The sequence below is a fragment of the Dictyobacter aurantiacus genome, assembly GCF_003967515.1.
Classification (GTDB): domain Bacteria; phylum Chloroflexota; class Ktedonobacteria; order Ktedonobacterales; family Ktedonobacteraceae; genus Dictyobacter; species Dictyobacter aurantiacus.
On the sequence record NZ_BIFQ01000002.1, the window covers coordinates 1417246 to 1430533 of the forward strand.

12 protein-coding genes are annotated in these 13288 nt (G+C 54.1%); 5 read left to right on the forward strand and 7 right to left on the reverse strand.

Annotation, left to right across the window (positions count from 1 at the left end; all coding sequences use genetic code 11):
- Positions 1 to 80 precede the first annotated feature (80 nt).
- Together KTT_RS30580 and KTT_RS30585 are read left to right on the forward strand one after the other, a co-directional pair.
- Positions 81 to 1064: a GDP-mannose 4,6-dehydratase gene (locus tag KTT_RS30580; RefSeq protein WP_126601464.1), complete on the forward strand. Its 984-nt coding sequence runs from the start codon at positions 81 to 83 to the stop codon at positions 1062 to 1064.
- Between the two features lie 206 nt (positions 1065 to 1270).
- A complete protein-coding gene (locus tag KTT_RS30585) occupies positions 1271 to 2308 on the forward strand; it encodes a GHMP family kinase ATP-binding protein (RefSeq protein ID WP_126601465.1) in 1038 nt (345 codons plus the stop codon).
- Positions 2309 to 2315: 7 nt separating this feature from the next.
- Here the strand turns inward: KTT_RS30585 and rfbB are convergent, their stop codons facing one another.
- Positions 2316 to 3371 (reverse strand): dTDP-glucose 4,6-dehydratase, encoded by a 1056-nt coding sequence (gene rfbB, locus KTT_RS30590; protein WP_126601466.1) that lies wholly within the window; start codon positions 3369 to 3371, stop codon positions 2316 to 2318.
- 93 nt (positions 3372 to 3464) lie between these two features.
- A complete protein-coding gene (locus KTT_RS30595) occupies positions 3465 to 3650 on the reverse strand; it encodes a ribbon-helix-helix protein, CopG family (RefSeq protein WP_235845920.1) in 186 nt (61 codons plus the stop codon).
- Positions 3651 to 3730: 80 nt separating this feature from the next.
- Here KTT_RS30595 and KTT_RS30600 point away from each other — a divergent pair, with 80 nt between their 5' ends.
- From KTT_RS30600 to nth, 3 genes are all read left to right on the forward strand, one after another.
- Complete coding sequence (locus KTT_RS30600; RefSeq protein WP_126601468.1) at positions 3731 to 4858, forward strand: RNA-guided endonuclease InsQ/TnpB family protein; 1128 nt, start codon at positions 3731 to 3733, stop codon at positions 4856 to 4858.
- 246 nt (positions 4859 to 5104) lie between these two features.
- On the forward strand, positions 5105 to 5992 hold the full coding sequence (locus KTT_RS30605) for an NAD(P)-dependent oxidoreductase (RefSeq protein ID WP_126601469.1): 888 nt from the start codon (positions 5105 to 5107) through the stop codon (positions 5990 to 5992).
- A gap of 192 nt (positions 5993 to 6184) precedes the next feature.
- Positions 6185 to 6862, forward strand: coding sequence for an endonuclease III (nth, locus tag KTT_RS30610; RefSeq protein ID WP_126601470.1), 678 nt, complete (start codon positions 6185 to 6187; stop codon positions 6860 to 6862).
- On the opposite strand, the gene KTT_RS30615 is transcribed toward nth, so the two are convergent.
- From KTT_RS30615 to KTT_RS30635, 5 genes are all read right to left on the reverse strand, one after another.
- Positions 6845 to 7354: a flavodoxin domain-containing protein gene (locus KTT_RS30615; protein WP_126601471.1), complete on the reverse strand. Its 510-nt coding sequence runs from the start codon at positions 7352 to 7354 to the stop codon at positions 6845 to 6847. The genes nth and KTT_RS30615 overlap by 18 nt on opposite strands.
- A gap of 130 nt (positions 7355 to 7484) precedes the next feature.
- A complete protein-coding gene (locus tag KTT_RS30620) occupies positions 7485 to 8675 on the reverse strand; it encodes a cytochrome P450 (protein ID WP_126601472.1) in 1191 nt (396 codons plus the stop codon).
- A gap of 154 nt (positions 8676 to 8829) precedes the next feature.
- Positions 8830 to 10053 (reverse strand): cytochrome P450, encoded by a 1224-nt coding sequence (locus KTT_RS30625; protein WP_126601473.1) that lies wholly within the window; start codon positions 10051 to 10053, stop codon positions 8830 to 8832.
- 591 nt (positions 10054 to 10644) lie between these two features.
- Positions 10645 to 11094, reverse strand: a complete 450-nt coding sequence (locus tag KTT_RS30630; protein WP_126601474.1) for a PTS sugar transporter subunit IIA — start codon at positions 11092 to 11094, stop codon at positions 10645 to 10647.
- 25 nt (positions 11095 to 11119) lie between these two features.
- Entirely contained in the window at positions 11120 to 12700 is a 1581-nt protein-coding gene (locus KTT_RS30635) for a PTS transporter subunit EIIC (RefSeq protein ID WP_235845921.1), read from the reverse strand.
- Between the last annotated feature and the right edge of the window lie 588 nt (positions 12701 to 13288).

Here is a 13288-nt window from a genome sequence, read left to right on the forward strand (position 1 = left end):
GTTGGAAACACAGCCCTGCCAGATCCGGTCAAGATAGCCAGAAAAGACATTTAAGTCCGCAGAAAGAGAGTTACTGAGTCATGACAGTGCCTGCCCGCATCCTGATCACCGGCGTTTCTGGTTTCGTGGGAAGCTATCTCGCCCAGGCATGCCTGCGCCGTTATCCAAAGGCCACCACCTTTGGCCTCTATCGTCAGCATCTGGCGTTGCCGCTTCCTCAGACAGGTATTCAACCTATCAGTGGTGATGTTCTCTCGTTGGAGAGCATGCAAAATGTTGTTGATCGCGCACGGCCCGACCTGGTTTTCCACCTGGCCGCGCAATCTTCGGTGGCCTCTTCCTGGTCTGATCCCATCAGGACGCTGCGCGTGAATGCTGAGGGGGCAATCCATCTCTTCGAAGCCTTACGCCTGGCGGGATTGATGGCACGCATTGTCGTTGTGGGTTCAGGCGAACAATATGGCGCGGTGCCTCCAGAGGCAAATCCGATCAAAGAGAGCCAGCCGTTTCACCCGACGAACCCCTACGCCGTGGCGAAAGCGACCCAGGATCTCTATGCCTATCAGTATTTTGTCGCCTATCGTCTGCCCACCATACGCGTTCGCCCCTTTAATCACTTTGGACCACGGCAACTGCCCACTTTCGTTATCGCCAGCCTGGCGCGCCAGATTGCCTTGATTGAGGCGGGCAAAATAGAGCCCGTGCTATCTGTTGGTAATCTGCAGACCCGGCATGATTTTCTGCCTGTTGAGGCTGTGGTGCAGGCCTACCTGGCCGTGGCGGAGCGTGGTCAGCCTGGAGAAGCGTACAACATTGGCTCGGGCATGGCCTATTCAATCGCGGACATTCTGAACATGCTGCTACAGCATACCGACCATCCTATTCGCATCCAGCAGGATCTCAATCGTTTGCTACCTTCCGATCAGGCCGCCATGCGTGCCGATACGTCACAGCTTCAACGTCATACGAACTGGCGACCAGATGTGGACCTCAGTCAGGCACTCAAGCACACACTCGACTACTGGCGTTCCATTGTAACAACGGCTACCGATGGCCATCGGTAGCCGTTGTTACAATGGAACGGTCACCGCTGAATGGATGGGTTGACGAAAAATCTACAGCGGGTAAGAAGGGGAAGGTAAAGGAACGTGACAAGCATACCCATGAATGATTATTGCGCAGAAAAAGTAGAAAAATGGTAAGATAGCTCTATAACAGATTGATAGACATTTTTCTGTATGCTTTGTTCACAGGTAGCGCGAGGGATACTATGTTAATTGCTAGAGCACCGATGCGTATCAGCCTGGGAGGTGGTGGCACAGATCTTGAAGCTTACTATGCAACATACGGTGGTGTGGTTATCAGTACCGCCATCAATAAGTATTTTTACGCGATCCTGACGCCCGAAGAGCCGCACGATCTCCAGTTGATCTCAGCCGATTATCACACACTCTTTCGGAACACGTCCTCTGCCGATCTGACATGGGATGGTGAACTGGCATTACCCAGGGCTGTATTGCATCAATTTGGTATTCGCGGTGGCCTCAATCTATTTAGCGCCAGCGAGGTGCCACCGGGGACCGGCCTGGGTTCATCGAGTGCCGCGACGGTGGCGCTGGTGCGGGCCATGTCGACCCTGGTCGATCAATCGCTGACGAGGCAACAGGTAGCCGAGATGGCATCCATGATCGAGATCGAGAAGATGGGCATGCCGATTGGGAAGCAGGATCAATATGCCTCGGCCTTTGGTGGCCTGAATAAGATTACCTTCACCAGTTCCGGCGTAACCGTCGAACCTCTGCGCATCGATCCAGAGATACGTGCTCTTCTGGAGCGGCGCCTGATGCTTTTCTTTACAGGTAGCTCTCGCGAGTCGACCTCTATCCTGAAGCATCAGCGCAAATCGACCACCGAGCAGGATGAAGCGGTGTTGCAGGCTTTGCATAATATCAAGCAGAGCGCGGCCGGAATCGAGCAATGCCTGCTGGCTGGCGACCTGGATGGTTTCGCCAGGATTCTGGACTACTCCTGGCAGGAGAAGCGGCGCCTTGCTCCCAACCTGTCTTCAGCCTTTATTGACGAATGTTATACACTGGCGCGTCAGCATGGCGTGCAGGGTGGAAAGATCACTGGCGCCGGTGGTGGTGGCTTTTTCTTGCTCTACTGCCCCCAAGAGGCCCAGGAGGCCGTTACTGCTGTTTTGCATCAGCGCGGCCTGAAGCGGATGCATTTTTGCTTTGATCAGCAGGGCGCAACGGTTCTGCTCAACATCCCCGATGGCTGGCGCTTGACGTCCTCCTCCTTTTGAGCATGGCTCAATGAGCCACCCCATCGACGGATCGGCTCTGCATGCCGCGTTGCAGGGCGGCCGCGAGGAATTCGTTCCGTTGCTCTTTGATCGTATTGATCCAGGTAGGATGAGCGTGATACCAATCGATGGTCTGTCGCAGGCCGACTGCGAAAGGGATGCGTGCGCGCCAGCCCAGTTGCCGGGCGATTTTGCTGGTGTCGACCGCGTGGCGCTGGACGTTGCCTGGACGATCCTCGACAAAGCTCAGCAGGCTCTCTGGCTTTTCCAGTATCTCCAGGACCACGCGGGCATTCTGTAGCGTGCTGCGTTCTTCGTGGGCACCGATATTGAAGATCTGGCCGATCACCCGGCTTTCCGGCTGATGCAGGATCAACGTCAGTGCCTCCACGTGGTCTTGCACATGTATCCAATCGCGCGAATGCTCTCCATGCCCGTACACGGGGAGGGGACGGTCCTCAAGCGCGTTCAGGATGAAGAGGGGCAGCTGCTTTTCGGGATACTGATAGGGTCCATAGTTGTTGCTGCAGCGGGTAATAGTGACGGGGAGCCCATAGCTGGCCCAATACGAGAAGGCCAGTGTATCCGCCCCCACTTTACTGGCGGCGTAAGGTGAGAGCGGGAGCAGCGTATCGGTTTCCTGTGATGGTCGGCTGACCCCATCGGGCGAGCAGGCATTGCCATAGACCTCATCGGTTGAGATATGCAGGAAGTGCCGTACCTGCTGCCGCCGAGCGACCTCCAGCAGCACATAGGTACCCTGAACGTTGGTACGCATAAAGTCCCGGGCCTGCAGCAGCGAACGATCAACATGTGTTTCGGCGGCAAAGTGGACGACCGTATCACAGTCCGACATTGCCTGCTCGACAATCGTTTCGTCACAGATATCGCCTTTGATAAATGAGAGACGAGGGGTTGTAGACAACGGTGGCAGGTTGGCCAGGTTGCCCGCATATGTTAATTTGTCCAGTACCACAATTTCATCTGTTGGATAGGTAGCCAGGATATGTCTGACAAAAGTGCTCCCAATAAATCCGGCGCCTCCAGTGACGAGTATACGCATACACGCTCCTAATAGAATGTGCCCGGGAGATAAATGTTCCCGAGCCTTATGTCTATCTTATGATTACCAAGGCGCGCCGTAAAGCCCCTGCCTTCAGGCGCGTTCCTTTGTTCGGGGCTTGGGAGGTATGGGGTGATACGTTGGGTCATCCCATGCCAAATACGTGTCTAACGCTCTCCTGATGATTTCAGCCATCGGCAAATCTTCTTCCATGCTTCTCTTTTCTAGTTGTTTTTTTTGTCGTTCGGTGATATAGATGTTGGTTCGCTCTTTGGGCATCGTGAGCCTCTTTCTTATTGACATACAACTCAGTGGAGGTGTATACTATACCATAGAAACACGGAAAGGACAAGGGCGCGATGCTGATTTATGAATACAAGCTTGATTGCACCAAGGCGCAATATGCTGCCATTGATGAAGCGATACGCGTGTGTCAATTCATTCGCAATAAGTGTTTGCGCCTCTGGATGGATGATCACGCATCAAAAAATGATCTCCAGTGCTATTGCGCCGTCCTTGCGAAAGAATACTCCTTTGCCAACAACCTCAATTCCCAGGCTCGTCAAGCTGCCGCCGATCGGGCATGGAATGCCATTCAACGTTTCTATACGAATTGTAAAGCTAAGAAACCAGGCAAGAAAGGGTATCCCCACTTTCAACATGATAACCGTTCGGTCGAATACAAGACATCAGGCTGGAAGCTGGAACCGGATGGACGTCATATCACGTTCAAGGATGGCTGCGGGATCGGTCGCCTGCGTCTGGTTGGCACTCGTACCATTGAAACCTTTCCGATCAAGCAGATCAAACGCGTTCGCCTGATTCGGCGCGCCGATGGGTATTATGTTCAGTTTGCAGTGCAATCGGATCGGATCGTAGAGCATGAGCCAACGGGCGCAACAGTAGGTATTGACGTAGGACTCAAAGCCTACTACACCGACTCCAACGGACACACGGTAGAGAACCCGCGCTATTATCGCAAAGCTGAAGCCCATTTGAAACGTCTCCAACGCCGTCTATCCCGCAAGAAGAGGGGGTCAAAGAACCGCCTCAAAGCCCGCAAACAGGTTGCTAGAGCGCATTTGAAAGTCCAGAGGCAGCGTGAAGATTTCGCCCGCAAAGAGGCGAACGCGCTTGTGACATCTCACGATCTCATTGCCTACGAAGACTTGAAGATTGCCAACATGGTGCGCAATCGCCATCTTGCCAAATCCATCAGTGATGCCGGATGGGGGCAATTTCTCCAGTGGGTCAACTACTATGGGTCATTGCATGCTATCCCGATCATGAAGGTTGCCCCCCACTTCACCAGTCAGGATTGCAGTGGGTGTAGCACGCTCGTCAAGAAGAGTCTGAGCGTGCGTACCCATATCTGTCCCGGTTGTGGCCTGGTGCTAGACCGAGATCACAACGCGGCGCGCAACATTTTAGAGAAGGCACTCAGTACCGAGGGGCACTCGGGAACTGATGCACCTGTGAGTGCATGAAACGCTTCTGGACACCTGACCTCCACTCTCTGGTAGCAATACCTTTGAGCGCGTTGGATGGCTGAAAGAAGAATTCTCTGGCTTTAGCCATGGGGAGTGTCAATTCCTATATTGCTTCAAGATCCGATCAGAGAATGAGCAACATTTTTGGGCAGATCCTTTTTATCTTTTCAGTGCTCATGGGCCCTCGTATCTCTCTCTGCGCCGTTACAACGTGATAAAGAGTAGGAAGGAGAATGTAAAACTATGAGTGAGACAATTGGCTTTATTGGCCTGGGCAATATGGGTCGTCCGATGGCGATCAATCTGTTGAAGGCTGGCTATAATCTACAGGTGTACAATCGTGATGAAAGCAAGACGCAGGATCTGGTAGAGGCTGGTGCCCGGCGTGGCGCGCGTCCGCGTGATGTGGTCAATCATGGGAGTATCGTGATTACCATGCTGGCGAATGATGAGGCATTGGAGGCCGTCACACTGGGGAATGATGGTCTGCTGGCTCATCTGGGTCCCGGTGGCATCCATCTCTCAATGAGTACTGTATCGCCCGCCATGGCTCGGAAGATGCAGCAATTGCACGAGCAGCAGGATTGCGCCTATGTGGCCGCCCCCGTCTTTGGCCGGCCAGAGGCTGCGGCCGCTCGTCAGCTCTGGATCGCGGTAGCCGGTAAGCCTGAAGGGAAACAGCGGGTGCGGCGTATCCTGGACACTCTGGGACAGGGTCAGTTCGATTTTGGGGAAGAGGCAGCCAACGCCAATGTGGTCAAGATCAGCGGGAATTTTATGCTGGCTGCGGCTATGGAAGCGATGGGAGAAGCGTTTACCCTGGGTGAAAAGAACGGGATTGAGCGCTCTAAAATGTATGAGCTGTTCACCCAGACGTTGTTTGCCTGTCCCGCCTACCAATCGTATGGTAAGCGTATCGCCGAAAAGAACTTCGAGCCGGTCGGCTTTACCATGCAATTGGCGCTTAAAGATGTCAACCTGGTCCTTGATGCGGCGAAAGAGGTGCAATCGCCCATGCCGTTTGCCAGTCACCTATCGAATCGCCTCCTCTCTGGCCTCGCGCGCGGCCGTGCCGATCGCGACTGGTCAGAGTTGAGCCGCGGTATCCTGGATGACGCGGGCATAGAGTAGATAATCAAAAGAAAGAGTGACCTATCGGCCGCATTGTTTTTTTGTGTTGGCGCGGGGGCGCATTCGCGTCCCCCGCGCCAACACAAAAACCAGCGCGACTGTTTATCCTACTTTTTTTGCCATAATTCCGTGGAACATAGAGAATAAGGTAGAATTAAGGATGCGTTTACTATTTTATTGTGAAGAGGTTATATGGAAGACACGTCTCAGGAAACCACTATCGCGGCTCTGCCCGAGGGCGCTTTGCCTGTACAAACTGTGATTGATGAGCTGCGTTCGCTGTATCCCCAGGCCCGCTATGATCTGAATTTTTCGACGCCCCTCGAACTGCTGGTGGCTACCTTGCTGGCGGCGCAATGTACGGATAAGCGTGTCAACGCCGTCACTATAGATCTGTTTCAGAAATACCGCAGCGCCGAGGATTACGCGACTGTCAGTCAGGAAGAGCTAGAGCAGGATATCATCAAGACCGGCTTTTATCGTCAGAAGGCTAAACAGATCCGGGCCGCCTGCCAGTATCTTTTGCTGCATCACAATGGTGAGGTGCCACAGACGATGGCCGAGATGGTCAAGATTCCTGGCGTGGGACGTAAAACGGCTAATGTGGTGCTCGGCAACGCCTATGGCATCACGGAAGGCTTTATTGTGGATACCCATGTGGCACGCCTGATCAAACGCTTCGGTTGGACGCAGCAGGATGATGCCGTCAAGGCTGAGCGTGAACTGATGAACCTTATTCCTCAACAAGAGTGGCTCAGCCTGGCCCATCGCATTATTTATCATGGACGAGCCGTTTGCGTGGCGCGCTCACCCCGCTGCGCCCAATGTACGCTGGCCGCGATCTGTCCCGCATCAACTACGCGCGGGTAGCCGCGTATCTAGATCCCTGGCGATTTTCGTGGCCCAGTCTTTGATGGCCTGCCAGTCGCGGAAATCGCCTTCGGACGCGCCTACTCCTTTGCTCATCATGCGCTCAGCGAATGATAGCTTGCTATGATCGAGTGTACCGAAGAAGATGCGTGTATCCTGGATATCAAGCGTTTGCTGGAACTCTGCGATCTCTTTGGGTTGCTGCTCGGCGTCTTCGATTGCCGTTCCGAGGGGACCGCTGCTAAATAGCCAGATTGGGTGCCGGGATAGGATGTCACGGTGACGATGCACCCACTTCGTCGCTTCTATCAACCATGAGCCATAATAGATGGCGCTACCGATCACAAATGCCTCGTAGCGTTCGGGGTTTAATACTTCATCCACCGTGTGGAGTTCGGTTTCTTTCCCCTCTTGTTTGAGTTGTTCCGCGAGGCATTCCGCAATGCCTCGTGTTGATCCATGTTTGCTTGCGTAGAGAACGAGTATGGCCATGTGTTTCTTCTCCTCTCACATAGACTTTCCTGGAGAATATGATGGCCTATGCATTTTACGGAACTATCACAGTTGCTCTTCTGTTAGTCACAGGATGCTCACATAAGCGATGGGCGGTCAGCTATGGGATTTACTGGCGCTCTCGAAAGGTCATGGGCAGACTTTTGACGCCGTAGACGAACGAACTGGTAACGTGCTGCAGCGGCACATCCGGGATGCGCCTGAGGGAGGTGAAGCGCGACAGCAGGATTTCTAGCGCGATCTTTGTTTCCAGCCGTGCCAGTGAGGAGCCGATACAGAAATGAATGCCGTGGCCGAAGCCGATATGCCGATTTGGGTTGCGATGAATATCAAAAACCTCGGGAGCGCTAAATTGCGTCTCATCGCGGTTGGCCGCGCCCAGTATGGGCGATACAATCTCCCCGGCCTTGATGTGGTGCTCACCGAGCTGTGTATCGACTGTAGTGGCTCGCCGCAGACGTTGAATCGGGGTGCGATAGCGAACCACCTCCTCGATCGCCCCTGGCAGCAGCTCGGGCCTGGACTGTAGCTCCTCAAAGGCTTCGGGATGTTCATCAAAGGTCAGCAGGGCGTTGCCGATCAGATTGGTGGAGGTCTCGTGACCGGCGACCAGCAGCAGGCGGCAGAAGCTTAAAATCTCGGCATCGGTCAGATACGTTCCCTCGATATGGGCGCTGAGCAGCGCGCTGATCAGATCATCCTGCGCGTGCTGGCGGCGCTGATCCACCACCATCTGAAAATAATTATTCATCTCGATGACGGCCTGCTTTTTCTGCTGGCGCGCCGGACTCACAATAATATCAGACCAATGTTTAAATCGCTGCTGATCCTGAATCGGGATACCCAGCAACTCGGCGATTACAATGATCGGCAGGGGATTGGCCAGGTCACTGACCACGTCCATCTGGCCGCGCGCTGCGACCTGGTCCAGGTGAGCATGGACGATCTCTGTGATGCGTGGGGCCAGATTCGCGATGGTGCGCGGCGTAAACGCCTGGTTGATCAGCGAGCGCAGCTGGCGATGACGTGGTGGATCGGTCCACAGCAGCGGCCTGGTCGTTGGCTGTATCTTGTTCGTTGGACGCGCGCGGATGGATTGCTCGGAAGAGAAGAGCAGGGGATCACTGATCACACGCTGCACATCGCTGTAGCGCGTGATGAACCAGCTATGGAATTCGCGCGAATAGTAGACTGGATAGCGTTCCCGCATTACCCGGTACCAGGGGAATGGATTGAGTGGATCGTTTAGTATATGCGCCGTCAGTGATGGCTCCGATGAGTGCGCCTCGGGTAGTGACATGCTGGCTGGTTTTCCCTCTAGTTAAAATGCCGTCTGCCTGTTTATTGTGTCCAGGACAACAGGCGGATTCTCAGCTTATAGTGTAGCCGATCTGCATAGGGAAAGCAAAGGCGCGCCCGACTGTAGCATTGCCGGGCGCACCTTTATGGCATGTTTAGCATTTTACGGGGAGTGAAAGTAAGCCCGGCATTGCCAGGTTGGGGCGCCATTGATAGCTGTCGTTAGCGATGCGCAGATTGGGCATGCGGCGTATCAGCTCGGTGAGCACGATCTGGCTCTCCATACGTGCCAGGGCGGCTCCAACGCAGAAATGGATGCCAAAGCCAAAGCTCAGGATGCGCTCAGGCTTGCGGGTAATGTTGAACGCATTAGGATCGGGAAAATGTTTGGGATCGCGGTTGGCGGCCCCTAATGCCAGTCTCACCTGTTCACCTTTGTGAATACGTTTGCCATCCATCGTGAGATCTTCGGTGATGAAGCGTGAGATGATCGTAACCGGCGATGAGAAGCGCAGCATCTCCTCAACCGCCCCGTTAACCAGCGATGGATTGGCTTTCAGCAGTTCCCACTGCCTGGGATGATTGAGCAGCGCGAAGATGCCATTGCCCAGCAGATTGGTTGTCGTTTCGTGTCCGGCAAAGAGCAGCATCGTAATCAAAATGATCAGTTCTTGTTCGCTCAGGTACTCGCCGTGTTCTTCCACCTGGACCAGTGAGCTGAGAAAATCATTCTGTGGTTGAGTGCGCCGCTGCGCGATAATAGGCCTTAGTTGGTCCGCCACGATCTGTAAGGAAGCGGCCATCTGTTGAAGCTGACCCGGCGCGGGCGTTGTCAGGGATACAAAAGCTGCGATCGTCTCCGAGCTGCGCCTGACGCTATCGCGCAGCTCCAATGGAATTCCCAACAACTCAAAGATTACCGTTGAGGGCAAGGGGAAAGCCAGGTCATCCATCAGATCAAACTCACCCTTAGCCTGTACCGCATCAAGCAGTTCCGTGACGATGCTTTCAATGCGCTCGCGCATATGCTCCACCATGCGTGGCGTGAACGACCTGTGGATTAATCCACGCTGGCGTGTATGCAGCGGCGGATCCATACCCTGCATAAACATAGTGAGATAGCCCGCTACTGCTGGCAGCGCGGCCAGGTCTTCAGGTGCGAGGGAGGCAAGCAAAGAGCTTCGAGGTGTAACCGTACTGGCAAAGCGGCGATCCTGCAAGGCGGAATAAATGTCGTCGTAGCGGGTCAGGATCCAGAAACCAAAAAGCGCGTTCCAATGGATGGGATCATTCTCTCTGATCTGCTCAAATAATACATATGGATCAGCGAAATACTCCGGGCTGATCATATTATCGAGATCGACGGTGCTCTCTGCCATAGGGCTCCTTTTTAAAACTCTGATACTATTTCCATGCAACAGGAGACGTGCCTGGATTGAGTTTTCAGGACATTATATAGGTTAGCTGTATTGATGCCTCATTACATTACACTTTGTGTCCAGGGATACGCACATGAGAATATATTGATAACATTAGTATACAAGTTTTAGGGGTATAGATCAACTTAAATAGCCTCTCAAGGTGTCATTTCTTTATTTTGCAAAAGGAAACCGTGACAAGAAAAAGAAACGCACACGTAGGTGTCGGGCTTGCCCCGACTTTGTCGCGAAGCGACCGGTTCCCGGGCGAGCACGCTCCACCAACGGTGATATCGCTTCCTGCGCGGGTCGATCAACGCAAGCACGTGTTATCCATTTGCTCATCCTTTTCTGGGAATGCTCGTGTCTTGGAAGAAACGGATGCTCCCAGCATCCTCGCCAACGCGAGCATTTCCGTTTTTCGGATACCTTTCTTTTTGGAAAAAATGAATGGCATCCTGGCTCTCCGTCCTTCCAAAGGGGCGGAGGGCCAAAGAAAAGCCAGCCCAATCCAACTGATAGAAGGATTGGGCTGGCGACCAATGTGAAAAATTATACTTCCAGGACAAAGAGTACGTCGCTCCCCGCTTTGACGGGGCCGCTGGCGCGGCTGACGACGGTACCGTCGCCACTGGAAACGACGGGACTCAGCACGACTTTGCCTTTGCCTTCAATGATGGCACGATCGAAGCGCACAATGGGGGTGCCTGCCTCGACATGCTGCCCCTCGGTGGCGATATTCTCAAAGCCGGTGCCGTTGAGCTCGATGGTATCGAGGCCGATGTGCACGATCAGCTCAATATCGTCGGCAGCGATGCCAAAGGCATGGCCGCCGGGAAACAGCTTGACCAGTTCTCCACTGATAGGGGCGACCGCGACCGCCCCCGATGGATCGATGGCCACACCATCACCGGCCATCTTCTGCGCGAACACCTCGTCTGGAACCTTCTCAAGCTCAACCGCGGTCCCATCGATGGGCGCGAGCACGTTAATCTTTGCCATCGTATCTCTACTTCCTCACTTAAAACTACACTTCGACATTGTTCTCTTTGCGCAGACGGTTAATGCGGCTGGCAATGCGATCGGACTGCGTGCCCATTACCACCTGCACGATCTTCCCTTTTTTGATCACGCCCGAGGCGCCCAGACTCTTCAGACGCGGCTCATCAATCATGTCGGGCTGGTTCACAAAGGTGCGCAGGCGCGTGATACAGCCTTCCAGACTCTCGATGTTCTCTTTACCGCCCAGCGCGCTCAACACCTCGCGAGCCAGCACTGTATCTTTATCCTCCACCTCGCTGGTCGCGACTGCTTCACTGGTCGCTGGAGAAGTCGCAGTGGACCGATTCGCCGCCGGTCGACGCTGTGACTCGGGCAGGATCCAGTCGGGTGCCAGTCCAGTCGACTCCTCGCCGCGTCCCGGCGTACCCAGGTTGAAGCGAACGATAAAGAAGCTAAAGACAAAGTAGTAGATGACTCCGTAAATCAATCCGACCAGCAACAGGAGCCAGTGGTTGGTAGTGTTTGGCTTATTAAAGTTTAACACAAAGTCAATCAGACCAGCTGAGAAGCCGAAGCCGATCTTGATCTGCAGCAGGTAGCAGACGGCCAGCGCCGTACCGGTCAGGATTGCGTGCACCACGAAGAGTACGGGAGCCACAAACAGGAAGGCGAACTCGATTGGCTCGGTAATGCCGGTCAAGAACGAGGCGAACGCAGCCGAGAGCAGGATACCGGCCGCCACCTTGGGGTATTTCGCATGGCGGATCATCGCGAAACACGCGGCGGGTAGACCAAACATCATCATCGGGAAGAAGCCTGCCATATAGTATCCCGCTGTGGGATCGCCCGCGAAGTAGCGGGTGAGGTCTCCGTGCACCACTTTTCCATCCGGGCCCGTAAAGCTGCCTAGCTGGAACCAGAAGTAGGAGTTCAATACATGATGCAGACCGGTGGGAATCAGCAAGCGGTTCAAGAAGCCGTAGATGCCAGCACCAACCGCGCCCAGAGAGACGATGCCGGTTCCGAGCGCGTTAATGCCGCTGTTAATGGGGGGCCAGATAATGCCGAAAATCAGGCCTAGAATAAGGGCCACGAATGCTGTAATAATGGGAACAAAGCGGCGACCGCCGAAAAAGCCCAGATAATCGGGCAGGCGGATATCATAGAATCTCTTGTACAGGCCCGCTGAAACGATACCCATCAAGATGCCAGAAAGTACACCCATGGAAATATTTGGATCTGGTCCCATGGTGCCATCGGCGCCTTTAACCTGCGGGATAATATTATTAAATACCGCCGTAAACACCAGGAAGCCCACCACCGCCGCCAGTGCCGCCGAGCCCTCACCACCGGAAAGGCCGATGGCGATACCAATCGCGAAAATAAGCGGCAGGTTTGTAAAAATAGCATTTCCCGCATTCGCGATCCAATCCAGATGGATAATGCCCGCATGAATGCCACCAAGCAGGTCAGGTTGCCCCAGGCGGAGCAGCAGAGCCGCCGCCGGCAGGACTGCGATCGGCAGCATGAGGGAACGACCAACGCTCTGAAGTGCTCCAAGGACGCGATCACCGGTACTGGTCGATGACGTGGTGATTGAACTCATCGCAAGTTCTCCTCTACTAAAGGACTACTAAAATTCGCCCTCCACAAACAGGCACAGCAGTTTCGGTAGACATCGATACAGTCTACCTGTCACTGCACATCGTGAGAACAAGTGCATCGGAAGCTAGAGAGAAGAGATGAATGGAGGGAACACCTTTCACTCCCCGCTTTTTCCGAAACAAACACCAATGTAACTACAAACTTTTGTCACAACTTACGGCTGACATGACATAACAACGTCACAAACAGGAACAAATGGAGTATAACGTGAAAGCAACAAATAGAAAGGCTTCATCGCCGCACGCACCCACCACGGGCAAGTCACGCACAGCTCTTGCAGATACTATAAATTCTTCTCTTATAAATGTCAAGATGTCTAGACCACCAATCCCTCCAGCTCACCAAACAGCGAACAGGAAATGCAGGCCGCGAGAGTCGAACCAACGGGAGGATGTGTTTGGGAGCGGAGAGAAATCGGCCGCGAGGGCCGAACCTATGATGGGACATTTCGGGTGTCGAAGGGAAATCGGCCGCGAGGGCCGAACCTACGAAGCGGGGATGCAAGGGGCGACCAGCCCCTTGACTGGGG